The sequence below is a fragment of the Microvirga lenta genome, from assembly GCF_020532555.1.
GTDB lineage: Bacteria > Pseudomonadota > Alphaproteobacteria > Rhizobiales > Beijerinckiaceae > Microvirga > Microvirga lenta.
The window spans coordinates 70,237-93,977 of record NZ_JAJBBR010000002.1 but is presented as its reverse complement, the minus strand read 5'-3'; the positions used below and the strand labels follow the sequence as shown (position 1 = coordinate 93,977).

The 23,741-nt window shown below is 62.2% G+C and carries 26 protein-coding genes; 16 read left to right on the top strand and 10 right to left on the bottom strand.

All coding sequences use genetic code 11. The annotated features are described in order from the left end of the window. The first annotated feature begins 91 nt into the window (after window positions 1-91). Window positions 92-982: a LysR family transcriptional regulator gene (locus LGR44_RS03490; protein WP_226737296.1), complete on the top strand. Its 891-nt coding sequence runs from the start codon at window positions 92-94 to the stop codon at window positions 980-982. A 150-nt stretch (window positions 983-1,132) separates the two neighbouring features. Beyond that, window positions 1,133-1,966 carry a DUF1206 domain-containing protein gene (locus LGR44_RS03485; RefSeq protein WP_226737294.1) on the top strand — a complete coding sequence of 278 codons (834 nt, stop codon included), beginning with the start codon at window positions 1,133-1,135 and terminating at the stop codon, window positions 1,964-1,966. Window positions 1,967-2,010: 44 nt separating this feature from the next. On the opposite strand, the gene LGR44_RS03480 is transcribed toward LGR44_RS03485, so the two are convergent. Both LGR44_RS03480 and LGR44_RS03475 read right to left on the bottom strand, forming a co-directional pair. Further along, entirely contained in the window at window positions 2,011-2,478 is a 468-nt protein-coding gene (locus LGR44_RS03480) for a hypothetical protein (protein ID WP_226737292.1), read from the bottom strand. Window positions 2,479-2,484: 6 nt separating this feature from the next. Further along, complete coding sequence (locus LGR44_RS03475) at window positions 2,485-2,838, bottom strand: DUF6152 family protein (RefSeq protein WP_226737290.1); 354 nt, start codon at window positions 2,836-2,838, stop codon at window positions 2,485-2,487. Window positions 2,839-3,014: 176 nt separating this feature from the next. On the opposite strand from LGR44_RS03475, the gene LGR44_RS03470 reads away from it, so the two are divergent. Next, the gene (locus tag LGR44_RS03470; RefSeq protein ID WP_226737288.1) at window positions 3,015-3,875 is read left to right on the top strand and encodes a BKACE family enzyme; all 861 of its coding nucleotides are present in this window, start codon (window positions 3,015-3,017) and stop codon (window positions 3,873-3,875) included. A gap of 4 nt (window positions 3,876-3,879) precedes the next feature. Here LGR44_RS03470 and LGR44_RS03465 read toward each other — a convergent pair whose 3' ends face one another. After that, window positions 3,880-4,857: a glutathione S-transferase family protein gene (locus LGR44_RS03465; RefSeq protein ID WP_226737286.1), complete on the bottom strand. Its 978-nt coding sequence runs from the start codon at window positions 4,855-4,857 to the stop codon at window positions 3,880-3,882. 240 nt (window positions 4,858-5,097) lie between these two features. Here LGR44_RS03465 and purT point away from each other — a divergent pair, with 240 nt between their 5' ends. Both purT and LGR44_RS03455 read left to right on the top strand, forming a co-directional pair. Further along, window positions 5,098-6,267 (top strand): formate-dependent phosphoribosylglycinamide formyltransferase, encoded by a 1,170-nt coding sequence (gene purT / locus LGR44_RS03460; protein WP_226737285.1) that lies wholly within the window; start codon window positions 5,098-5,100, stop codon window positions 6,265-6,267. A gap of 110 nt (window positions 6,268-6,377) precedes the next feature. Then, window positions 6,378-6,650, top strand: coding sequence for an HlyU family transcriptional regulator (locus LGR44_RS03455; protein ID WP_264196315.1), 273 nt, complete (start codon window positions 6,378-6,380; stop codon window positions 6,648-6,650). Window positions 6,651-6,703: 53 nt separating this feature from the next. Here LGR44_RS03455 and LGR44_RS03450 read toward each other — a convergent pair whose 3' ends face one another. Then, window positions 6,704-7,519, bottom strand: coding sequence for a GntR family transcriptional regulator (locus LGR44_RS03450; protein ID WP_226737279.1), 816 nt, complete (start codon window positions 7,517-7,519; stop codon window positions 6,704-6,706). A 146-nt stretch (window positions 7,520-7,665) separates the two neighbouring features. Here LGR44_RS03450 and LGR44_RS03445 point away from each other — a divergent pair, with 146 nt between their 5' ends. Genes LGR44_RS03445 through LGR44_RS03425 form a run of 5 tightly spaced genes read left to right on the top strand, consistent with a single transcriptional unit; the run spans window position 7,666 to window position 13,039 of the window. Further along, on the top strand, window positions 7,666-8,676 hold the full coding sequence (locus LGR44_RS03445) for a Bug family tripartite tricarboxylate transporter substrate binding protein (protein WP_226737277.1): 1,011 nt from the start codon (window positions 7,666-7,668) through the stop codon (window positions 8,674-8,676). A gap of 14 nt (window positions 8,677-8,690) precedes the next feature. Beyond that, entirely contained in the window at window positions 8,691-9,143 is a 453-nt protein-coding gene (locus LGR44_RS03440) for a tripartite tricarboxylate transporter TctB family protein (RefSeq protein WP_226737275.1), read from the top strand. Window positions 9,144-9,164: 21 nt separating this feature from the next. After that, complete coding sequence (locus LGR44_RS03435) at window positions 9,165-10,697, top strand: tripartite tricarboxylate transporter permease (RefSeq protein WP_226737273.1); 1,533 nt, start codon at window positions 9,165-9,167, stop codon at window positions 10,695-10,697. 8 nt (window positions 10,698-10,705) lie between these two features. After that, entirely contained in the window at window positions 10,706-11,740 is a 1,035-nt protein-coding gene (locus LGR44_RS03430) for an amidohydrolase family protein (RefSeq protein ID WP_226737271.1), read from the top strand. 6 nt (window positions 11,741-11,746) lie between these two features. Then, window positions 11,747-13,039: an MFS transporter gene (locus tag LGR44_RS03425; RefSeq protein ID WP_226737269.1), complete on the top strand. Its 1,293-nt coding sequence runs from the start codon at window positions 11,747-11,749 to the stop codon at window positions 13,037-13,039. A gap of 11 nt (window positions 13,040-13,050) precedes the next feature. On the opposite strand, the gene LGR44_RS03420 is transcribed toward LGR44_RS03425, so the two are convergent. Beyond that, window positions 13,051-13,203: a hypothetical protein gene (locus LGR44_RS03420; RefSeq protein WP_226737267.1), complete on the bottom strand. Its 153-nt coding sequence runs from the start codon at window positions 13,201-13,203 to the stop codon at window positions 13,051-13,053. Between the two features lie 130 nt (window positions 13,204-13,333). Continuing rightward, complete coding sequence (locus LGR44_RS03415) at window positions 13,334-14,272, bottom strand: LysR family transcriptional regulator (RefSeq protein ID WP_226737265.1); 939 nt, start codon at window positions 14,270-14,272, stop codon at window positions 13,334-13,336. 136 nt (window positions 14,273-14,408) lie between these two features. Here LGR44_RS03415 and LGR44_RS03410 point away from each other — a divergent pair, with 136 nt between their 5' ends. The 6 genes from LGR44_RS03410 to LGR44_RS03385 are packed head-to-tail and all read left to right on the top strand — an operon-like array spanning window position 14,409 to window position 20,194. Beyond that, window positions 14,409-14,984, top strand: a complete 576-nt coding sequence (locus LGR44_RS03410; RefSeq protein ID WP_226737263.1) for a flavin reductase family protein — start codon at window positions 14,409-14,411, stop codon at window positions 14,982-14,984. After that, complete coding sequence (locus LGR44_RS03405; protein WP_226737261.1) at window positions 14,981-16,084, top strand: LLM class flavin-dependent oxidoreductase; 1,104 nt, start codon at window positions 14,981-14,983, stop codon at window positions 16,082-16,084. The genes LGR44_RS03410 and LGR44_RS03405 overlap by 4 nt, the downstream gene beginning before the upstream one ends. 17 nt (window positions 16,085-16,101) lie before the next feature. After that, window positions 16,102-16,884 carry an alpha/beta fold hydrolase gene (locus LGR44_RS03400; RefSeq protein WP_226737259.1) on the top strand — a complete coding sequence of 261 codons (783 nt, stop codon included), beginning with the start codon at window positions 16,102-16,104 and terminating at the stop codon, window positions 16,882-16,884. A 24-nt stretch (window positions 16,885-16,908) separates the two neighbouring features. Next, complete coding sequence (locus LGR44_RS03395) at window positions 16,909-17,943, top strand: Gfo/Idh/MocA family protein (RefSeq protein ID WP_226737257.1); 1,035 nt, start codon at window positions 16,909-16,911, stop codon at window positions 17,941-17,943. A gap of 60 nt (window positions 17,944-18,003) precedes the next feature. After that, window positions 18,004-19,095 carry a Gfo/Idh/MocA family protein gene (locus tag LGR44_RS03390; RefSeq protein ID WP_226737255.1) on the top strand — a complete coding sequence of 364 codons (1,092 nt, stop codon included), beginning with the start codon at window positions 18,004-18,006 and terminating at the stop codon, window positions 19,093-19,095. Next, window positions 19,079-20,194, top strand: a complete 1,116-nt coding sequence (locus tag LGR44_RS03385) for a Gfo/Idh/MocA family protein (protein WP_226737254.1) — start codon at window positions 19,079-19,081, stop codon at window positions 20,192-20,194. Before LGR44_RS03390 ends, LGR44_RS03385 begins: the two co-directional genes overlap by 17 nt. Before the next feature lie 76 nt (window positions 20,195-20,270). Here the strand turns inward: LGR44_RS03385 and LGR44_RS03380 are convergent, their stop codons facing one another. From LGR44_RS03380 to LGR44_RS03365, 4 genes are all read right to left on the bottom strand, one after another. Beyond that, entirely contained in the window at window positions 20,271-20,570 is a 300-nt protein-coding gene (locus LGR44_RS03380; protein WP_226737252.1) for an antibiotic biosynthesis monooxygenase family protein, read from the bottom strand. A 67-nt stretch (window positions 20,571-20,637) separates the two neighbouring features. Then, window positions 20,638-21,720, bottom strand: coding sequence for an Ldh family oxidoreductase (locus LGR44_RS03375; protein ID WP_226737249.1), 1,083 nt, complete (start codon window positions 21,718-21,720; stop codon window positions 20,638-20,640). Further along, window positions 21,717-22,145, bottom strand: coding sequence for a cupin domain-containing protein (locus LGR44_RS03370; RefSeq protein ID WP_226737247.1), 429 nt, complete (start codon window positions 22,143-22,145; stop codon window positions 21,717-21,719). Before LGR44_RS03370 ends, LGR44_RS03375 begins: the two co-directional genes overlap by 4 nt. A gap of 26 nt (window positions 22,146-22,171) precedes the next feature. Further along, window positions 22,172-23,569, bottom strand: coding sequence for an NAD-dependent succinate-semialdehyde dehydrogenase (locus tag LGR44_RS03365; protein ID WP_226737923.1), 1,398 nt, complete (start codon window positions 23,567-23,569; stop codon window positions 22,172-22,174). Between the last annotated feature and the right edge of the window lie 172 nt (window positions 23,570-23,741).

Here is a 23,741-nt window from a genome sequence, read left to right as displayed (position 1 = left end):
GGCTTGCAGGGAAAGGAATGGCCCCCCTCTTAACTCATTGCAGTGAGGGAGAGGAAGCGGTAGCAAAGTTGCGGTTTTGGAGAGAGTTGTCTTGGACTGGGACAAGATCAGGTTGTTCTATGAAGTGGCCGAGGCGGGAAGCTTCACCCGTGCCGGCGAGCATCTCGGGCTGAACCAATCCTCGGTCAGCCGTCACATCAGCGCTCTCGAGCGCGAGCTCAAGGTGCCTCTCTTCCACCGCCATGCGCGCGGGCTCATTCTGACCGAGCATGGAGATATTCTCTTCAGGACGGCGCAGGACATGCTCCGGCGCATCGAGTCGACCCGCAGCCGCCTCGACGAGACGAGCGAGTTGCCCACCGGGAACCTCAAAGTGACGGCGACCGTCGGCATCGGCGCCATGTGGCTTGCGAGGCGGGTCTCCGAGTTCCTGAGCCTCTATCCCGAGGTGCGGATTCAACTGATCGTGACCAATGAGGAGCTCGATCTGGCCATGCGGGAGGCCGATGTCGCGATCCGCCTTCGCCGCCCCTCACAGCCCGATTTGATCCAGCGGCGCCTCTTCACGGTGCATTATCACGCCTATGCATCGCATTCCTACATCGAGAGGTTCGGCGAGCCGGCCAATCTCGAGGATCTCGACAACCACCGTATCGTCTGCCTGGGCGGAAACCAGCCGTCCTTCATCCTGGCGGTTCATCAGCTCGCGACAATGGGCCGGGACCCGAAGGATCCACGCCCGCGGCATTTCATCGTCAACGACAGCCTGGCTCTCCGGGTCGCGATCGAGGCCGGCGCCGGCATCGGCATGGCGCCTGCCTATGCGATGGAAGGCAATTCGAATGTTACGCAGGTGCTGCGGGATGTCGAAATGCCGACACTGGACAGCTACATGGTCTATCCCGAGGAGCTGCGCTCGGTGGCCCGCGTTCAGGTCTTTCGGGACTTTCTCGTCGCCAAGGCACAGCGCTGGTCCCATTGAGGGAGGTGCATCGGCGCCGTTCAGCGAACTCGGGGCGATGTGACTGCATTCCTGCTACACGCGTGTGTGCGGCCAGAGCCATGCGCCCTTGGAACATTCCTGAACTGTCCCCGGTTTCACACCCGAGCGCAGCAGTAGGAGTGTGACGGGATGGAAATGATGGCTCGCCTTGGATATGGGGCTCGTGGCATCGTGTATTGTCTCGTCGGGGGATTGGCCCTGCTGGCCGCCTTTGGATCGGGCGGCCAGACCGGAGGCAGCAGGAGCGCCCTTCACTCACTCCTGTCGCAACCCTTCGGAACCGCCTGGTTGATCGCCATCGCGATCGGCCTTTTCGGCTTTTCGGCATGGCGCGTCGTGGAGGCCCTCACGGATGCGGATCACCGTGGAACCGAGTGGAAGGCACTGAGCGTCCGCGCGGCTCATCTGCTGAGCGGGGGCATCTATGCCAGCCTTGCCGTCTTCGCGATCAACCTCGCCCTGGGATGGAGCGGTGGCGGCGGCGAGGATCAGGCTGCACGCGGATGGACCGCATGGCTCCTGTCGCAACCTTTCGGGCGATGGATGGTCGGCCTGATCGGTGCGGCCGTTGTTGCAACGGGACTTGGATTCATCTGGAAAGGCTGGCGCAGCAACGTCACCGACTATCTTTCACTTCCATCTGGTGCCGATCATTGGGCGGTGCCTCTGGGGCGACTTGGTTTCGCGGCTCGTGGAGTTGTCTTCGTCCTGGTCGGAGGATTTCTGATCCTGGCAGCCTGGCACAGCAATTCTGCGGAGGTGCGCGGGCTTGGGGGAGCTCTCCAGAGCCTGCAGGGTCAGCCCTTCGGCTGGGCGCTGCTCGGGATCGTCGCGGCGGGTCTATTCGCCTTCGGAGTCTTCGGCCTCGTTCAGGCCCGCTACCGACGTCTCGATGCTCCCGACTGGGACGATGCGCGCAATGCCGTAACCGATGGTGTTCGCGCTCTCAAACCAGGCAGCTGACCCGAAGGGGCGGGCGCTCGCGATCCATGGACGGGCTCCCCGGATCAGAGATATGCGATGAGGCGACCAGCGAGCAGGGCCGCGATCCAGGCGACCAGCGATACCACCGCATAAGCCCGAGCATCCGGCGGCAGAGCATCCTTGCGCAGGACGCCGCCGAAGCGGGCATGAAACAGCGCAACATTGACGAGCCCCAGGGCGATGAACCCGAGCTTGACGTAGAAAGCCGGATTGATCCCGAGCGCCCGCGCCTCGACGGCGAGCAGGATCGTCCCTGTCGGGATCTGCAGGGCCAGGCCCGCCGCCGCAAGGGGGATGGCGAAGCGGCCGACCTGCCAGGCATGCCGCCCGCGCTCCACCAGAACCTTGAGATCGAAAACCGCGATGCTGCCGACGACGAGCGAGGATCCGAGCACGTGCAGCAGGTTGGCGACCGTGAACATCCAGGCGGAGTGGCGTGCGGTGTGCCCGAGCCAGGATTCTTCCAGTGCGCCCAGCAGGTCGAGATACATCGTGAGCTAGCGCAGCTCGAAGGTCTTGCCGCCGGCTGTAATCCGCTCCGCCCGCATTTCATTCTCGACCCGCGTGGAGGGGTAGCCCTCGACCGTGATGCTGGTTCCTGGTTTGAGCATGTCTTCGCTCAAGCCGCGGGCGCTCATGCGGAAAGGAGGGGCCAGAACCGCATCCCAGCTCTTGCCTCTATCGTCGACCACGATCTGCACATGGGGATTTTGCCATTCCACACTTTGCACGGTGCTGCTGAGGGTGAGCTTTCGCGCCGCGTCATAGCTTCCCCAGCCGTGATGGGCCAGGGCGACGCCGCCCAAGGGAAGGGCACCGAGAAGACATAGGGCCGTCAGCTTGTATCTCATGATGATGCTCCTTCGTTTCAGGCGCAATCGACGCGAAGAGAGATAGAGTCCACCTCAATGGCTGGAGCGTCAAGACGGCCAAGCGATACGCGCCGGACCATCCCCTTGACATTGCGTGGCGATGTCCAAGGTGAGCGAGACAGCCTCGCTCGTCGGGTCACATCCAAGGGTTTGCCATGACCTCCCCCGTCGTCATCGCCGTCGCCATCACAGGTTCCGTGCCGCGCAAGAGGGACAATCCCGCCGTGCCGATCTCGCCTTCTGAGCAGATCGAGTCGACACAGGAGGCCTACGAGGCCGGGGCCACTCTGGTGCACATCCACGTTCGCAATGATGACGAGACGCCTTCATCGGATCCGGAGCGTTTCGCTATCGTCCAGGAAGGCATTGCCAAGCACTGCCCGGGCATGATCATCCAGTTCTCGACCGGCGGGAGGGGGCGGGATCCGAGTCAGAGAGGGAGTGCTCTCTACCTCAGGCCGGACATGGCATCGCTTTCGACAGGCTCCGTCAACTTTCCCACTATCGTCTATGAGAACCACACCACCTTCGTGGAGGGGCTGGCAGGACGGATGAAGGAGTTCGGGATCAAGCCGGAGATCGAGATTTTCGACCTGTCTCACCTGCACGGCGCCCGACGCCTCATCGACCGGGGTCTGATGGACGAGCGGCCTCACGTGCAGTTCGTCATGGGTGTCCAGAATGCGCTGCTGGCCGAGGAGCATCTGCTCGACATTCTCCTCGGTGAGCTGAGGCGCCTCATGCCCCTGGCCACCTGGACCGCGGCAGGGATCGGACGGCATCAGGCGCGGGTGATGGACTGGGCTCTCATCCGGGGTGCCGATTCCGTGCGTACGGGCCTGGAGGACAACATCCGGATCACGAAGGAGCGCTTGGCAGCAGGCAACGCGGAGCTGGTCGAATATGCCGTCCTGGCGGTCGAACGGCGCGGGCGGCGAGCTGCGAGGCCCGAGGAGGCTCGCGCGCTCCTCGGATTGAGGCCCTCTCATGCCTCCGGAGAGCTCGTGAACTCTTGAGCGCTCAGAGCTTGTCTCGCCCTGAAGGTGCTCCGAGGTCGAGAACGGGCCCCTTCGGAACGATGCCTGAGGGATTGATCATGCGGTGGCTCTCGTAATAATGCCGCTTGATGTGCTGCATATCCACCGTCTCGGAGATGCCCGGAGTCTGGTAGAGGTCTCGGAGGTACGCAGAAAGATTGGGATAACCGGCGATCCTCCGCAGATTGCATTTGAAGTGGCCGACATAGACGGTATCGAAGCGCACGAGGGTCGTGAAGAGACGCCAGTCGGCTTCGGTTTGCCGGCCGCCTGTGAGATAGCGCCGGGACTCCAGCAAACCGTCGAGCCAGTCGAGAGTGTCGAACAGAGAGGTGACGGCTTCCTCGTAGGCTTCCTGCCGGGTGGCAAAGCCGGCCTTGTAGACGCCGTTATTGACCGTGTCGTAGATGCGGGCGTTGAGCTCATCAATTTCCGCCCTCAACTCCTCCGGGTAATAGTCACCCGGTGTCGCGCCGATGCCGTCGAAGGCATGATTGAGCATGCGGATGATCTCGGCAGACTCGTTATTGACGATTGTCCCCTGCGCCTTGTCCCACAATACGGGTACGGTGACCTTTCCCGTGTAGTCGGGATCCGCCGCCGTGTAGACCTGATGCAGATAGCGGGCGCCCTGGATCGGGTCCTGGATCACGCCCGGCCCCTCCTCAAAGGTCCATCCGTTCTCCAGCATCAGCCAGTTAACGACCGAAAGGCCGATCATCCCCTCCAAACCTTTCAGCTTGCGGAAGATCAGGGCCCGGTGGGCCCAGGGGCAGGCGAGGGAGATGTAGAGATGATAACGTCCCGGTTCGGCCTTGAAGCCGCCTTTTCCTGTAGGGCCCGGCGAGCCGTCGGCCGTGATCCAGTTGCGGAAGGCGGAGTCCTTTCGGATGAAGCGTCCGTCGGAGCTCTTGGAGACCAGAGGCTGATCGTGCCAGACGCCGTTGACCAGAGCACCCATCGTTCTCTCCTTGGCATGAACCGAGGCTTGTCAGCCTGTTGCTAGAGGCATGCGCCGCCGAACTCTATTGCCCTCTGCGAGGTTCCGGTCAAATAGGGCTGCGGAGGCCGCGGCCAAGCGCCATGGCACACGGCGCTTTCTGTGAGCGGTCTCCGGTGCTGCTTCCCTGCAAGTCTTGCAGGCGATGCCCGGATGATGGACAAGGGGCGCACTCGGGTTGCTAGACGGCGCAGCAGGACAATGACATTCACCGCTAAAATCCTCCTCCTTGGGTCGGGCGAACTCGGCAAGGAGTTCGCGATCTCCGCCAAACGCTATGGCTGCCATGTCATTGCGTGCGACCACTACGCCAATGCACCGGCGATGCAGGTGTCCGACGTTGCGGAAGTCTTCTCCATGCTCGATGCGGACAGGCTCAGAAGCGTGATCGAGAAGCATCGGCCCGACTATATCGTGCCGGAGGTGGAGGCGATCCGAACGGAGGTTTTGCAGGAGTTCGAGGACAAGGGCTTCGCCGTCGTGCCTTCGGCCCGCGCCACCTACATGACCATGAACCGTGATCGCATTCGAGAGGTGGCGGCCACGGAGCTCGGCCTTCGGACATCGAAATACCGGTATGCCGAGTCCCTGGAGGAGGTCCGAGCCGCCGCGGAGCATACGGGGTTCCCCTGTGTCATCAAACCGGTCATGTCGTCGTCCGGCAAGGGGCAGAGCAATGCCAATTCGGCCGACGAGCTGGAGAGGGCCTGGACCTATGCCGTCGACAACATGAGGGGCGATCGCAAGAAGGTGATCGTCGAGGAGTTCATTCGCTTCGAATACGAAATCACTCTCCTGACGGTGCGCACCCGCGACGGCGTCAAGTTCTGCGAGCCGATCGGCCACCGGCAGGAGCGTGGCGATTATCAGGAATCCTGGCAGCCGACGCCAATGTCCGACAGGCTTCTTCAGGAAGCGAGGGACATGGCGGAAAAGGTCGTCGACAATCTCGGAGGCTATGGGATCTTCGGCGTCGAGTTCTTCGTCACCCGGGACGAGGTCATCTTCTCGGAACTTTCTCCCAGGCCGCATGATACGGGGATGGTCACGCTCATTTCCCAGAACCTGTCCGAGTTCGATCTCCATGCCAGGGCCATTCTTGGACTGCCCATTTCCAGCATCACGCTTCGTGGCCCTTCGGCCTCGGCCGTGATCCTGGCCGATCGCGAGGCGGACAGCTTCTCCATCCAGGGGATCGGCGATGCACTTCGGCAGGAGCCGGAGAACGGCGAAGTCGAGGTGCGGATCTTTGGCAAGCCCACAACCCGTCCATACCGGCGGATGGGAGTGGCGCTGGCCTGTGCCGACACGACCGATCGTGCCCGGGATTACGCCCGCAGAGCCGCCGAACGCGTGAAGATCATCTACTGATCGACATGCGAACGGCTCACGCTCGAACAGCCCCTCGGGTATGCTGAGCGGGCGAATCATCAGTAACAGGTAGGCTCCCGCTCATGGTCTCGTTTTTCAAAGATCTATGGATGCGCCTTGCCGGAGGCGGAGGCGCGCCTGACGGAAAGGAGCTCTCGGCGGAGCCTGTCGAATACAAGGGCTACCGGATTCGACCGGCTCCCTATCCGGCCAAAGGCCAGTATCAGACCGCCGGCGTGATCGAGAAGGAGATCGGCGGCGAGATGAAGGCGCATCGCTTCGTGCGTGCCGAAACCCACGCGAGCAAGGATGATGCGGTCTCGTTCGCCATTGCGAAGGCCCAGCAGATCATCGACGAGCAGGGCGACCGCATCTTTTCGTAAGGTCATCCTTTCAGGCTGGATCTTTAAGGAGAGGCGCCAAGCAGATCCTGTTCTCAGGCTTCCGCTTTCACACTGGCGATTTCCGTGGCGATTTGGCGGTGCGGCTGGCTGGTATTGGCTCCCGAGCGCCTCAGACGGTGCCGCAGGCGGAAGCGATCTGCGCGATAATAGGCCCGCGAGCATTCGAGGGCCTCGCCGCTGTCGGAATAGATGATGCGTTCCACGAGAATGAGCGGGTGCCCCGTCTGAACGCCGAGCATATCCGCCCTGAACCCGTCGGCGACGATGAACTCGATGACCTCGTCCGCCTCCACCGCCTCGACGTCATAGAGCCGCTCGATCAGCGCATAGAGTGGCTGGGAGAGGTCCGCCTGCAGGAGTTTGGGGGCGATCCGTGCGGGAACGAAGGTGGTGCGGAAGGCCGCAGGCTGGTCATCCGCCGAGAGGAGCTTGCGGATCTTGTGCACCTGATCCGCCGACCGAAGGCCGAGCTTTGCCATGATCCAGTCCGGAGCAGGGACCGTCTCCGCACTGTAGACGCTGATGTTGCGGGGATCCGCCGCATCGAAGCCGGACAGCAGGAAGTGCTCTGGATCGGTGAGCGGCTCGGCCAAGCGCGGCGCCAGCACGAAAGTCCCGCGACCCTGCTTCTTCTGAAGAAAACCCTCGTCGACCAGGGCCGAGATCGCCTGACGCACCGTAATGCGTGAGAGGTCGTAGTGCTCGCAAAGCTCGCTCTCGGAGGGGATCTGGTCCCCGGGCTGAAGATCGAACGTCACGTAGTCGCGCAGGGCGTGCTTCAACTGGAGCCACAGAGGTGTGCTGCCGGTCCCCCTCAGAGGATGAAGGTTGGGGCCTGTATCCGTCATTGAAGCACCTTTCCTGCGAGTCCCGCCCGGGCATCGCCACTCGTCTCGAAAAGTCTCTTTATCGAACTTGACATGGAAGGAAAGCCAGACCTAGTCTCAACACGTCTTATGACGTCATAATAAGCTATCGAACGGAGGAAGCAACCATGCATACGATCGGAAGACTATCGACTCGGTTCAGCCGCCGCCTCATCATGATGGGGGCAGCCTCTGCAACCGCCGCTTTGATGCTTGGCAGCCAACCGGTCCTTGCGCAGGGCAAGGCACCGACCGGTCCCATCGAAATCACCTCCGGCACGAGCCCCGGCGGCACGCCGGACGTCCTGATGCGCCGCGCCGCGAAAATCCTCAACGAAGAGAAGATCATCACCAATCCGATCGTCGTGCAGAACCGTACCGGCGGGTCCTGGATGGTTGCAGCCAACTGGGTGCTGAACAAGAAGGGCGACGACAACACGGTCCTCACCATCGCCCAGCCCATTCTCACCACGCCGATCACGACCGGCCAGCCGACGGTCTACGACAAGCTCACGCCCATCAGTATGTTCATCCAGGGCGATCTTCTCATCGCCGTGCAGCCCAACTCCCCTGCGAACAACCTGAAGGAGTTCATCGATCTGGCAAAGCAGCGCGAGCGCAGCGTCAAGGTCGCAGGCGCGCAGGCAGGATCGACCGATCACATGGTGACCGGGCTGGTCGAGAAGGCCGGCAACGTGAAGCTGAACTACGTTCCCTTCGACGGCGGTGGCGCTGCGACGTCCGCCTTCCTTGGAGGCAACGTCGATATGATCGTCCTGCCGCCCAGCGAAGCTCTGCCCCTCATCAAGAGCAACAAGGCGAAGCTGCTTGCGGTCCTGAGCGAGAATCGCCGGAAGGAGCCGGAGTTCAAGGATGTCCCGACTGCCAAGGAGCAGGGCTTCGATATCGTGTGGGGTCAGTCCTGGGGTCTTGCCGGTCCGCCGGACATGGATCCTGAGCTCGTGAAGTTCTGGGACGATGCCATCCAGAAGCTCGTGAAGACCGACGCTTGGCAGGCCATGGTCGACGAGATGTTCCTGCGCAGCGAGGTCGTGCCGGCCAGCCAGGCGAAGGAGCATATGGCTGAACTGCACCAAGAGCATCTTGCCCTCCTGCGTGATCTCGGCCTCGCCAAGTAAGCCGGATCCAGGTCATGAAAACTGCGGATATCGTCAGCGCGGTTGTCATGCTCGTCCTGTCGGGGGTGGTCTTCGCGACCACCCGCGACTTGCCATATTGGGCGGATTTCGCGCCCGGATCGGCCTTTGCGCCGTTCTGGGTGGCCGCGACGGGTGCCGTCCTCTCCATCGCGTTGCTCGTCAGCGCCCTGCGCCGGCCGGCCGGACCGCCCGTCGACTGGCCTGACCGCACCGGATTCCAGCGGGTGATCCTGACGGCCGGAGGCCTCTGGGCCGTCATCGTCGCGGCTCCGTTCCTCGGGCTGGTGGCCACCGCCGTTCTGTTCATGTTGTTCTTGCTTCTCGTCGTCGAGCGCCGCCGCCTTCTGCCCAGTCTCTTCACCACCGCGGTTACGACGGCGCTCGTCTATGGCGTGTTCGTTGCATGGCTCGGGATCGCTTTTCCCAAGGGCTTGCTGGGCGTCTGACGCCATCAGGGATCGTATTCGATGATCGATGCACTTGCTTCTCTCGGCCAAGGCTTTCAGGTGGCTCTGGCGCCGATGAACCTCATGTTCATCTTCATCGGCGTCTGCCTCGGCCAGCTGATCGGCGCTCTGCCGGGGCTCGGCCCCTCGGCCGGCATGGCACTTCTCCTGCCGATCACCTTCGGCATTCCGCCCGTCACCGCAATCATGATGCTGGCCGGCATCATGTATGGCGGCATGTATGGCGGGACCCTGACATCCGTGCTCGTCAACGTGCCCGGCGAGGCAGCCTCCGTCATGACGGCGGTCGACGGTCACAAGCTCGCCAAGAAGGGCAGGGCCGGTGCCGCTCTCAGCGTCTCAGCCATCGGATCGTTCCTGGCGGGTATCGGAGCCGTCACCGCTCTGGTCTTCGTGACTCCCCCACTGGCGGAGTTCGCGCTCAGCTTCTCGTCTCCCGAGTATTTCCTTCTCGCCACCCTGGGCATCACGGCCACGGCAAGCATCGGATCGGGCTCTCCGCTCAAGGCGATCCTGATGGCGGTCTTCGGCCTTATGATCGCGCTGATCGGCACCGACCCGATCCTCGGAAGCTCCCGTCTGACGTTCGGCGTCACGGAACTGCTCGACGGCATCGACTTCCTGCCGGTGGCGATCGGCATCTTCGGTGTCGCCGAAGTTCTGGCCTCCCTGGAGCGAAGCTACGATTCCGAGCCGATCAAGACACGGCTGCGCGACATGTGGCTCAGTGCGAAGGACTGGGCCGAATGCCGCGTCGCCATCCTGCGCGGGGGCTTTCTAGGTTTCTTCATCGGGCTGATGCCGGGTGCGGGGCCGACCGTGGCCTCTATCCTCGCCTATGTCACGGAAAAGCGCTTCAGCAAACACCCGGAACGATTCGGAGAGGGCGCTCTCGATGGTGTCGCGGCCGCGGAATCAGCCAATAACTCGGCAGCTCACGGAGCTCTCATCCCGATGCTCGCACTCGGCATCCCGGGATCCGCATCGACGGCGGTGCTGCTCGCGGCATTGGTCCTTCAGGGCATCCGCCCCGGCCCCACGCTTCTCGTCGAGCAGGCGGATCTCGTCTGGGGGCTCATCGCCAGCATGTTCGTCGGCAACATCATCCTGCTGATCCTCAACCTGCCGCTTGCGCCGGTATTCGCCGCACTGCTGCGGATCCCCTACGAGTATCTGGCGCCGGGCATCCTCGTGATCTCGCTCGTCGGCGCCTATGCGACGACCCTGAGCCTGTTCAATGTCGGCCTGACGCTCTTCTTCGGAATGGTCGGCTATCTCATGATCAAGGCCGATCTGCCGCGAGCCCCTGTCGTGCTCGCAGTCGTGCTGGCGCAGCTGATGGAGTCGTCGCTGCGACAGTCTCTCATGCTCTCGGAAGGGAGCCTCGTGATCTTCGTGCAGCGCCCGCTGTCGGCGATCCTCCTCCTCCTCGTCATAGGCTCTCTGTTGCTCCCGTTGCTGAACATGCTGACGCGCCGTCGCGTCGCCCGCCGCAACCGGCGCGAAGGCTCCATTTCCATCGCAACCAAATAGGAATCCCCATGACTTCCGTTCGTACCATCGATGTCCATGCGCATATCCTCACTGAGGAGATGATGCGCCTCATGCGGCGCGAGGCGCCTGATATCGGGCCGACGCTGAGCGAGGTCGACGAGCATGGCGGGGTGCTCCAAGTCGGCAGCATCGTCCAGCGTCCCTTTCCCCGCGGGGCTTGGGATCTGGAACTCCGCCTGCGGGACATGGACCAGGCGGAAGTGGACATGCAGGTCCTCTCCGTCTGTCCGCAGACCTTCCTCTATGACCGAGATCCTGCCCTGACCGCGGCCCTGTCGTCCATTCAGAACGACGAGATCGCAAAGATCGTGCGCCAGCATCCGGACCGCTTCCTCGGCATCGCCACGCTGCCGATGCAGGATCCCGAGCGCGCGGTCACCGAACTGCGCCGGGCCATGACGCAGCTGGGCCTCAGCGGTGCTCAGATCGGTTCCCACGTGGAAGGGCGCAATCTGGACGATCCGGCTCTCGAGCCGCTTTGGGCCGCGGCGGAAGAGCTCGGCGCCTTCATCCTGGTCCATCCGCAGAAAACCGCAGCCGGAGACCGGCTCAAATCCTACTATCTCAAGAACTTGATCGGGAATCCGCTCGATACGACGATCGCCGCCGCATCACTGGTTTTCGGGGGTGTCTTGGAGCGCCATCCAAACCTGAAGTTCTGCTTTGCGCATGGCGGTGGCTTCATGCCCTATCAGACCGGGCGCATGAACCACGGATATGACGTGCGCGCCGAGGGCAAGGTCAATCTGAAGGAGCCTCCGGAGGTCTCCATCCGCCGTCTCTATTTCGACTGCATCCTGCATTTCGAGCCGGCGCTGCGTTACTTGGTCGACACCTTCGGCGCCGACCACGTACTGCTCGGCAGCGACTACCCGTTCGACATGGGGACGATGGACGGTGTCCGGCAGATCCGTGCCTTGAGGGCGACGCCGGAGGAGCGCAACCTTATCCTGGGCGAAGCGGCAGCGGTGCTCCTTGGGCAGCAAGGCGCTCCCGTCAAGCGAGCTGCCCAAGCCGGTTAGCAGCCGATGCCGACCCACGGAGGCGAACGGCCGGAGCAAGCTCACTCTCCTGGTGAGTTTGCTCCGTCGAGCCGCGAGAGCGGACATCGCTATCGGTGGGTCATTCTGTCGGTCGGCGTTCTTGCTCAGGCGGCTCTCGCTGCCCTGCAGCACGGGTTGCCGGCCCTCGGCCCTATTCTGCGAACGCGTTTCGATCTGACGCTCCCCGAGATCGGATTGGTTCTCGCTTCCTCAAACTGGGGCATCATGAGCACGCTCCTGCTCTGGGGGGCGCTCGCGGATCGCTGGGGCGAGCGCCTTGTGATCGCCGCCGGTCTCGGTGGCAGTGCTGTTGCCATCATTGCCGCATCTCAGGCTGCGGATGTCACGGAACTCGTTCTCTGGCTGATCTTGGCCGGTGCGCTTGGTTCCGCAGCTTCCGCGGCCTCAGGCCGTGCCGTGATGCACTGGTTTTCCCGGCGGGAGCGCGGCTTTGCCCTCGGCATTCGTCAGATGGCGATCCCTCTGGGAAGTGCCGTGGCTGCTCTCTCGCTCCCGCTGATCGCCGCGGCCGCGGGGCTCGATGCGGCCCTTTTCGCGCTTGCGGGAGCGGCCGGGCTCGGAGCTGTGTGCGCAGCTCTGCTGTTGTCTTCGTCTCCAGGCGCCAGCGGCGAAATCAGCCTCGTCGTTCCGCTATCGCCCCTGCGCGACGGCGTGCTCTGGCGTCTTGCCTTCTGCTCCGGACTTCTGGTGTGCAGCCAGGTGGCCATGAATGGTTTCGTCGTTCTGCTCCTGAACGAGTATCGTGGAATCGCCCTTGGACCGGCGGCACTTGTGCTCGCAGCCATCAATCTGGGAGGAGGCGCGGCGCGCGTGTTGGTCGGCCGCCTTTCGGACCGCTCCGGTCGACGGTTGCCGCCGATCCGCAAGCAGGCGCTCTGGTTGGCCTCGGCTCTGATGGCTTCCGCGCTGCTGATCGATGCACCTCTGCCGTTGCTAATTCCTGCATTGGTCGCAGCAGGAGTGTTCGCCCTCAGCTGGAACGGGCTCGCCATGACCGCCGCGGCCGAGATGGCAGGTCAAGCCCGAGCCGGCTTGGCCATCGGATTGCAGGGAACCGTCATCCGTGTCGTGAGCGCCGGAGCGGGCGTGGCTTTCGGCTTCGCCGTGGAGCAGACCGGCTCTTGGGCTCTCGCAATCCTGCTTCTCGGATTGCTGCCTCTCATCAGCTACAGCCTCATGGCTCCTCTGTCTGGGGAGGAGGAGCGCAGGCTCCTGCCCTTGGACCCCGCGCGCCCGGCGACCTCTCCACCCGCTTGAGGTGGGGGACCCTACCACTCCAGCGAGGGATGCTGGCGACGCTGATCTTCCCGCAACGCATGCGTCTCGGCAAGGATCTCGCGCAGAAGCTTCACGACTCGACCCACGAGGGCAAAGCCCCCGAAGGGGCTCGAGAAGGGCTTCAGAACGCTGACGGTGGACATAGTACTGGACTCCAGGAGGCACAGAATTGCTCTATCGCGCCGCCTTATACTTTGGGCGGCGCAGCATGCAATATGCTGCGCTGCAGCGGAGACATGTCCCAGGGGCAAAACTAAATGAAAAACGACGGTCTCAGACTGGCTGACGCACCTGTTCCACTCCGTTCCAAAGGGCATTCAGGCGAAGGGTTTCCTGCTCCAGCACCGCCAGGAAGGTTTCTGCTGCAGCGGAAAGCGGCTGCCGGGCCGGTTCGATCAGGACGAGATCCGTTTCCAGGGACGGCTGTGCCAGCGGATTGATGACATAGTGCCGGCTCGCGATGTCGTTCGCCATCATGACTCCGGGAAGGACCGTAACCCAGTCGGAGCTTGCGACGAGATCGAGGGTGCCGAGCATGGCATCGAGCTCCAACATCCGGCCGATCTTGACCCCATTGGAGGAGAAATAGGTCTCCAGGCTGCGTCGGCGCGTATTCTGTCCGGTCGGCACCACGATCTTCAGCGTGCCCAAGTCGGACAGACGCACAGGAGCCATATGCCGGACGTCGAGTTGCCCCTTGGACACGAGAACCTCCGGCGTCCGGGCGAGAAGACGGCTCTTAAGACCCATCGCATCGGCAAAGGCGGGAACAACGGCAAAATCCAGTTCTCCCGCTCGGACCTGCTGCGTCAGCACGGCTGAGTAGGCTTCGGTGATGCGCACCACCACGTTGGGATGAGCCTCCATGAACTTGGCCAGGGCCGGGGCCATGGCGCATCGCGTCATCGTCGGCATGAGGCCGACCGTGATTTCCCCCTCGAGACCGCTACCGAAGTTCATCAGGGCCCGCGTCGCGGCCTCGTTGCTGCGGAGCACATCGATACAGTGTCGATAATAGCTGTCCCCTGCGGGTGTCGGGATCACGCCGCCTGGACCACGGGCGAAGAGCTTGACCCCGAAGCGACTCTCGATCTTGCGAACATGCTGGGACACCCCCGACTGGGTGGCATTCTCGCGAGTCGCCGCCGCAGTGAACGAGCGCTCCTCGTAAACGGCGACGAACAGACGGATATCGCGCAGGCTCTCGAGCATTGGGCTATCACGATCTATAATGGCGAGAAGTAGATCATATCATTTTATCGTCTGACGAGTCGAGGTTATCTTCAAGATTAAAGCCATCCTCCCATCGCCCGGCTCAGCGTCGGCAAGCATAGGATGATCCGATCACATGACCCAGCAGATGAGTCCCCGTAAGGTCGAGGACCCTCGCCATCTCCGCCAGGCACTGGGGCGCTTCGCGACCGGCGTCACCGTCGTCACGACCTGCTCGCCGACCGGCAAGCTGGAGGGACTGACGGCCAACTCCTTCTCGTCGGTTTCGCTCGATCCGCCCCTGGTGCTCTGGAGCTTGCAGAAGCGGGCTCCATCTCTCGAGAGTTTCCGCTCTTCCGGGCACTTCGTCGTGAACGTTCTCGGTGCGCATCAGCACGACCATTGTCAGCATTTCGCGCGGCCCTCCCAGAACAAGTTTCAGGACGTTCCGCATGAGATCGGCCTTGGCGGCTGCCCCGTGTTGGACGACTGCATCGCCACCTTCGAGTGCTCCACTCACAGCATCGTCGAGGGCGGCGACCACCTGATCTTCATCGGACGGGTCGAAAGAGCCGTCTACCGGGACGGCGAGCCGCTCATCTTCAGCGCAGGCTCCTTCTGCGTTCCGTCACAGTTCCAACAGCCAGAAACCGCCTCAGAGGCGCGGACAACAGGACGATCCTCATTCGTCCAAAGGGAGTGCTGCTCATGAAGCTAGGCTTCTTCACGATGCCGATCCATCCGGTTGAACGTAATCTCACGGAGACACTCAAGGAGGATCGCGAGCTGGCGCTCATCGCCGACCGTCTCGGCTTCGTTGAAGGCTATTTCGGCGAGCATGTCACGGACGCGGCAGAGACGATTTCGTCGTCGCTGATCTTCATTGCGTGGCTCCTGAACGAGACGAAGAACATCAAGCTGGGATCCGGCACCATCAACCTGCCCAACCACCATCCGGCCATGGTTGCAGGTGAGGTCGCCATGATCGACCACATGGCGGAGGGGCGGTTCATCATGGGCATCAGCCCGGGTGGACTTCTTTCCGATGCGGAGGTCTTCGGGAACCTCGACAAAGATCGCACCGCGATGTTCGTTGAGGCCATCGATCACATCCTGAACATCTGGGCTGGAGAGCCCCCCTACAACCTCAAGGGCGAGCACTGGACGATCTCGACCGAGCGCACCCACATTCCGGAACTGGGCCAAGGCTACATCCACAAGCCCTACCAAAAGCCGCATCCCCCGATCGTCGTCACTGCCGTTGCGCCTTTCTCGAAGGGTGTAAGCGAGGCGGCGGCCCGCGGCTGGGATCCGATTTCGGCGAACTTCCTTCTGCCGAAGTGGGTCAAATCGCACTGGCCGAAATATGTGGAGGGCTGCGAGAAGGGCGGGCGTATCGCGGATCCGGCGAACTGGCGCGTCGCGAAGAGCATCTTCGTCGCCGAGGACATGGCGACCGCCCGGCGCTACGCCACAGAACCGGGAAGCCCCTACTACAATTACTACCGGTCACTCGCCACCAAGCTGATCAAGAATGGCCGCGCCAATCTGTTCAAGGCGGACCAGAACGCGCCGGATTCTTCCGTCACTGTGGAAAGCGTCGTCGACCAGCTGATCATCTGGGGCACGCCGGAGAAGGTGACGGACGATCTCTTGGCCTTCCGCGATGAAATCGGCGATTTCGGCACCCTGCTTTATGCAGGGCATGACTGGGCGGACCGCAATCTTGCCGTCAGATCGATGGAGCTGATGGCGGAAAAGGTCCTGCCTGCCGTCAACAGCTCGATTGTCTCGGCAACGGCCGCCGCGTGATGACGATGCAGAAGGAAATGCGCGTATCCGCGAATGGAGCGGAGTTCCGGGTCCTGATCGATGGTCCCGAGGAGAAGCCTTGGCTGACATGTCTCCACTCTCTCGCGACCCGGGCTGAACTCTGGGACGACCAGATCGCGGAGCTGACGAAGACTTTCAGGGTCCTGCGCATCGATGCGCGTGGGCACGGGCGCTCCGAGCCTGTCGAGGGACCCTACAGCTTCGATCAGCTTGCCAAGGATGTCGTCGCCATCTGGGACCGTCTCGGGATCGAGAGGTCGGCGGTGCTCGGCCTCTCCATGGGCGGCATGACGGCCTTCGGACTGGCGCTCGACCACACGTCGCGCGTGACCCGGATCGTTGCGGCGGACTGTCGCTCGGATGCTCCGGACTTCTTCAGGAACATGTGGACCGACCGTCAAAAGATTCTGCACGAGAAGGGGATGGAGGCCATTGCCGAGATCACGATCCCGAGCTGGCTGACCGAGGAGACGCGTAACACCCGGCCCGACCGAGTCGAGCGGGTGCGCGGCATGATTCTCGAAACGTCGAGAGAGGGCTATATCGGTGCGACGGAAGCCTTGCGTGCCCTGAACTACAAGGATCGTTTGTCCGAGATCAGGTGTCCCACCTGCCTCGTGGTCGGGGCTGCCGACGGTCCGCATCCCACTGAGATGCGTTCCATGGCGGAGCGTATCCCGGGCGTTCGCTTCATCGAAATCCCGGCTGCCGCGCACCTCGCCAATGTCGAGAATCCTGAAGCCTTCAACAAAACGGTTTGCAGCTTTCTGTCGGAGTAGGGGCGGCACTATCGGGAGGGAACTATGATTCGAGCGGCAATCGTGGGTCTGGGGTGGTGGGGCAAGCACATTGTCCGACGCATGAAGGGTTCGCAGAAGCTCAAGCTCATTGTCGCTCTCGACTCCTCCGATGCTCATGCCGCTTTTGCGGCAGAGCATGGCCTTCGCTTCACGACGGATTGGGACGACGTGCTGAGCGATCCTACTATCGATGCGGTCATTCTCTGCACGCCGCATTCCATGCATACGCAGCAGGTCCTGGCTGCCGCCGCCGCCGGAAAGCACGTCTTCTGCGAAAAGCCTCTGGCTCTGACGCGGGAGGATGCCGAGCTTTCGGTCGAGGCTTGCCGTGCAGCCGGAGTTCTGCTGGGGATCGGTCACGAGCGTCGTTTCGAGCCGGCGTCGATCGAGCTTCGCCGGATGGTCAAGGAAGGCGCTCTCGGAACCATCATGCATGTCGAGGCCAATTTCAGCCATGACAAGCTTGCAAATGTTTCGGAAAGCGACTGGAGAGCCTCGCCCGCTGATGCGCCGGCAGCCGGGATGACGGCGATGGGGATCCACCTGACTGATCTTTATCTCGATCTTTTCGGACCCATTGCCGAAGTCTATGCGCAGACTTCGCAGCGGGTATCGAAGCGTTCCAATGGAGATGTGGTCTCCGTCCAGATGCGTTTCGCGTCCGGGGCCACAGGCTACCTCAATGCGATTCTCGTCACTCCTCTCTACATCGGTATGACGGTCTTCGGCTCTGACGCGTGGGTGGAAATCCGCAACCATACCCACCCCGACACGCCGGGCTTGACCACGCTGACTTACCAGCACCGCAACGGGTATCACGATATGATCGAGTTTCCCTGGGAGGACACGGTGCGCAGGAACCTCGAGGTCTTCGCGGATGCCGTAGAGAACGGAACCCGTTATCCTTTCAGCGATGGGCAGAAGGTTGCGAATATCGCTACGCTCGAAGCGATCTGCATCTCGGCGGCGAGCAATATGCCTGTTCCCGTCGAAAGCGCCAGTGGTGCCCGCACCCGCGCCATCGCTTTTACGGTTTGAAACACTGCCGGCGGCCGACCGCCAGGCTTAAGCACTGAGAAAAAGGAAGGCGAAAGAAAAATGAAGCAGGTCGAAGTCGGGGTGATCGGCACCGGATGGGTTGGCGGCATCCGTGCCGAGACGCTGGCGCGGTCCGCGCTGGTGGACAAACTCCATATCTGTGAAATTCGCCCCGATCGGCTGGCTGAGGTCAAGGCCCTCACGAACCCGGCAACGGCTACGCTCGACTATCAGGATATCGTCCGGAACGACAACATTCAGGTGGTCTTCATTTCAACGACGCCGGAACCGACCCATTTCCCGATTGCGCGCGACTGCCTGAAGGCCGGCAAGCATGTGATGCTGGAAAAGCCGATCGCACTTGAGATGTGGGAGGCGGACGAACTGATCGCCATTGCCAAGCGCAACAACGTCAAGTTTACCATCGGCTATTCGCAGCGCTTCAACCCGAAAATTGCCTTTGCGAAGAAAAAGATCGCCGATGGAACGCTCGGCAAGGTCGTGAACGTGATGGTGAGCCGCCATCTGTCGCGCAGCCTCGGCAAGAAAATTGCCTCTCGCGTCAAGCTTTCTCCGGCCGCGATGGAGTCGACCCACGACCTGGATTTCGTATTCTGGCTGCTGGAGCCGGCCAGGCCCGTTCGGCTCTACTCTCAAGGCGCGTATGGCTACATGGAGGCTATCAACGGCTCCTATGACTGCATGTGGACGACTGTCACCATGGACAATGGGACGCTCGTCGTCATCGGCGGCGGCTGGAACCTGCCGCCGAGCTACCCGAATTTCAGCTCGACCTGGATCGAGATCACCGGGACCGAGGGGGCGCTCATTCTCGACGACACCCATCGGGACAATTGGTTGAACACGGTCTCCGAAGGAACGCGCTATCCCATGTCGACCATGCCGGGCGAGCAGGTGGACCACGTCTTTGCGGGCCAGATGGGGCCTGAGACGATCCACTTCCTGGAATCCATCCTTCTCGACAGACCGGTGATGGTGGCCCCTGAGCACGCGCGCATGGTCATGGAGGCCTATACGGCTGCCGACCTGTCGGCGGAAATCAACGAGCCTGTCGACCTGCCGCTCTCTAATCGGTCGATTGCAGCCATCGCGGATCTAAAGGGAGGACATAAACTTGAAAAAGTCGGCTAAAGGCATCGGTCTTGCGATCATCGGCGCAGGACGCGTCGGATTATTCCGGGGTGAGGTGGCCGCGCGCCATCCCGCCGTCGAGTGGATCGGTATTGCAGAGATCAACCCCGAACGGGCCAAGTTGGTCGCGGACAAAGTCGGCGCCGACTTCGTCACCTCCGACTACCGTGAGCTCCTGCGGCGTCCTGAGGTCAATGCGGTCATCATCGCAACGGACGAGCATCTCCATGTCGATCCGATCATGGCGGCAGTGGAACGCGGCGTGCCGATGCTGATCGAGAAGCCGCTGGCGACTGACCTAGCCGAGTCGGCAAGGGTCTTGCAGGCCATCGAGGCAGCCGGGATCGACGCGGTGGTCGGCTACACTCAGCGCTTCCGCCGCAAATGGCTTTCGGCCAAGGAGAAGGTGCGGGTCGGAGCCCTCGGGGACGTGACGCTCGTCACATCACGCGCTTTCATGAACCGCTTGGTCGCTATCGACAACTACAAGCGCACCGACGACCCATCGACGATCTCGCCGATGGTGATCTCCGGGACACATGCCCTCGACATTGTCATGTGGTACATGGAGGAAAAGACGCCGGTCGAGGTATATGCCCGTTCTGTCGACAAGGTGCTGGGGCCGGAATATGGCGGGATCGATGCCACCGCCGGGATGATCATGTTCTCGGACGGCAGCGTTTATCACCTCAACATCTCCTGGGCGCTGCCCGTGACTTGGCCCGGTGCGGTCTACAGCCTCGAGGTCGGCATCAACGGCACGGATGGCGTGATTACGATCGACGACACACACCGCGACATCGTGATGGCCGTGTCTGCACCCCAATCGGAAGGGTATGCGCCGGATCAGCGGCGTCTCGTCGACTTCCTCGGCAGCTACCCACCGGGAGACATGGCGTTGGGCGAGTTGCGCGGGCCCATGCGCGAGGAAACGGATTCCTGGCTCAATCGGGTTTCGCTCGGACTGCCGACACAAGCCGCAACGGCTGCGGAGGCACACCGGAATCTCATGCTGACCAAGGCGCTCGATTTGTCCGCCAAGCTCAAGCGCCCCGTGCAGCTTCCGCTCGAGCCGGAGCTCGGCCTGGCTGCTGCATAGTCGATAATGCTCAAGTGGAAAGGCCTACCCCGGTTTCCTGGGGCAGGCCTTTTGTCGTTATAAGCAGCGCTTGAACTCAGAAGCCTTTGACGGCTTGCTGCGTATGCTCGACTTCGGGAGCGATTTCAAAGCAATGGCTGACGAGGCGACGCCATTCCTGGAAGTCTTCGGAGCTCCTGAAGTCGACCGTGTGGTTCTCAAGGGTCTCCCACTGGACGAACAGGCGGTATCGGCTCGGCTTCTCGATGGAGCGCTGCAGCTCCATGCTGATGCAGCCTTTTGCCCGCTGAAAGAGCGGAGCCGCCTTGGTCACGCCGACTTCGAAATCAGCCTCCATGCCTGGCTTTACGTCGATCTGCGCGATCTCGAGGATCATCACGGCCTCCCTATTGGGCAAAGACTCCCGTGCCTTTGCCGGTCATGAATGAGAACAATCTGAACGGTTAAGCCTGGAGGGAGGAAATTCCAAGCTGGTTCGCCAAGCCGTCGAGCTTTTGGCGAAGCTCGGGAGAGAGTGGGACGCCGTCCCGCTGGCGGCTCTCATAGCGAACCACTCGCTGCTCGCCCGGAATGCGGATCTCGTCGAAGCCGGGCAGCCTCTCCGAATTGCGCAGATCCCTGAGATGACGGTCGACCTCGGCCTTGAACGTTTCAAGCGGCGTGAAGCGGGAGACATCGATGGCGACGATGAAATGCCCCGTATTCGTTTCCGTGGTCGCATCGGCGTTGAAATCAACCACGTCGCGCCCGAAGGCCGCTCCGTTCAATGTTCCGGCCAAAAGGCCCAGGATCAATGCAAGTCCGCTGCCCTTGTACCCGCCGATGGGCAGGAGGAGCCCTTCGCTGCTGCGCTTGGGGTCCTTCAGGGGAGTTCCGTCCGCGCGGTTGATCATCCATCCTTCAGGAATGCTCTTTCCCTGGAGGGCATAGTTCTTGATGGTGCCGTAGGACACCATCGTCGTCGCAATATCGAGAATGACCGGAGGCTCTTCTCCCGCAGGAATGCCTACCGCAAGCGGATTGGTCCCCAACAAGGCCTCGACGCCGCCCCAGATCGCCATGTGATTGGCGCTGGCTACAGCGGAGTAGAGCCCGATCATTCCGTGCTCCACGGGCATGGTGGCATAAAGGGCTGCCGGTCCTGCATGGTTTGAGTGATGCGCTCCGACCCAGGCAACACCGTTTTCCCGCGCGATCTCGATGGCAGCCTCCGCGGCACGGGACATCACGAGGTGGCCCATGCCATTGTCTCCGTCGACGAGGGCCGTTGCGGGAGCTGTCCGCTCGACGCGGATTACGGGCTTCGGATTGATGCCGCCAGCCTGGATGCGCTGCACATATTGAGGCAGACGAAAGATGCCGTGGGCATCGGCCCCGGTCAGATCGGCTTCGGTCATGAGCTCGGCGACCTTCGCGGCGTCGGCTTCAGGAAGGCCAACCTTCCGAAGCGCCTGCTCGATGAAGGTTCGGATTGCGGCGCTGGGGACCCGATCCGAGGTGGTGATTGTGGCCGTGAGTGCGCTCATGGAGCAATTCTCTTGGCATGCTCGGAGGCAACCGGACGGGTTTCTCCCGTTGCGACCAGTGTTCTCGTCGCGTCCACCGAGGCATAGGTCCAGAAGATACGCATCGGTTCCGTGTCGGATGCATTGCGGAAGCGGTGCGGCACGTCGGAGGGAATCCAGGTCGTGTCGTGCGGACCAAGCTCATATTCCATACCATCGATCTCGGCGATGGCACGGCCCTCGAGGATCATTACGCTCTCCTCGCAGTTATGGCTGTGGAGAGGGATCGCCGCGCCCGGCTCGAAGGATGTGATGCCATTCAGGAGACTCGTGGAGCCGATCCCCTTTGTCACGAGAGGGATGGTCCGCGCCCCGCCTCCGCGGTCGGCCGGTTTGATTTCGGCAGGGCGCAAAACCGCACCAGCCGCTGCCTTCGTCTCACTCATGCCTCGTCTCCACCCTTTCGTTTCGTTCACTCGGACAAGGTCACGCGGGTCGCGTCCTGCGCCGGGCCGATCCAGATCGTCTTGATGTTCGTGAATTCGCGAATACCGAAGACCCCGAGTTCGCGTCCGTATCCGGATTTCTTGATACCGCCGAAGGGAAGTCTCGGATCCGACGCGACCATGCCGTTGATGAACACCGCGCCTGCCTCGATACGGCGGGCAAGAACCCGGGCTCGCTCAAGATCGCCCGTCCAAAGGGCGGCGCCGAGGCCGAACTCCGTCCTGTTGGCGAGTTCGACTGCCTCCTCCGCATTCCGCACACGAATGATCGCTGCGGCCGGTCCGAAGGTTTCCTCGACGAAGGCTGCCATATCGGGGGTAACACGGTCGAGAACCGTCGGTGCATAATAGAAACCGGGTCGATCCAGGGGGTGCCCGCCCGTAAGTAGTTCGGCTCCGGCTGCGACGGAGCGCTCGACCTGCGAGTGCAGGTCGTCGCGCAAATTGGCCCTCGCCATGGGGCCGATATTGCAGTCGCGTCTCATGGGATCGTCAACGACGAGTGCCTCGACTTTCGCGCACAGGGCCGCGGCAAAGGCATCGGCCACGCTCTCCTCGACAATAAAGCGCTTTGCGGCGATGCAGCTCTGTCCGACGTTCAGAAAGCGGGCTCGGACCGCTACCGCCGCTGCCGCTTCCACATCGGCATCGGCGAGAACGATGAACGGATCCGATCCTCCGAGTTCCAGCACCTGTTTCTTGATCTGCCGGCCTGCCTGGCTCGCGACCAGACTTCCGACCTCGGTGGAGCCCGTAAGGGTCACCGCGGCGATGCGTGGATCCTCGATGAGGCCCTCGACTGCGGAGGCTCCGACGATGAGCGTACGAAAGAGACCCGTGGGGGCGCCGGCGTCCCGCAGCACCTCTTCGATGGCCAGAGCGCACTGAGGCACGTTGCTGGCATGCTTCAGGACCGCACCGTTCCCGGCCGCCAGGGCAGGGGCGAGGAAGCGGAAGAGCTGCCAAAAGGGATAGTTCCAGGGCATGATTGCGAGAATGACGCCCAACGGATCAAAGACGACCATGCTCTCCGATGCATTGCTGGGAACCTGCTCGGGAGCTAGGAAGCGCTCAGCCTGTGCGGCGTAGAAGTCGCAGTTCCAGGCGCATTTCTCGACCTCGGCCTCGGCTTCGAGGATGGGCTTTCCCATTTCCGATGTGATGAGGCTGGCGTAGTGCGCTTTCCTCGAACGCAAAACCTTGGCAGCCTTCGTCAAGAGCCTGACCCGCTCGCTGACTGGTACGTGTGCCCACGCCCGCTGCGCCTGTGAGGCCTCCTCGAGAGCCTGCTCGATATCATCGGGCTGGTACTCTTCGAAACTCGCAATGACTTTGCCTGTGGCGGGATTGACCGAGTCGATCAACTTCGGTTTGCGAAGAGCTGTTTCAAGCACGGACGGCACTCCCTTCATCCGACCATTCTGGCGAGGCTTTCTGCCATGTGGCAGTCGTGCCAAGTCAGCTGGTCTGATCCTCAAGACCTGAGCACCCAATAAGGGCCAATTTTCAACCGGCCGCCGATCAGGATGAGAGGTC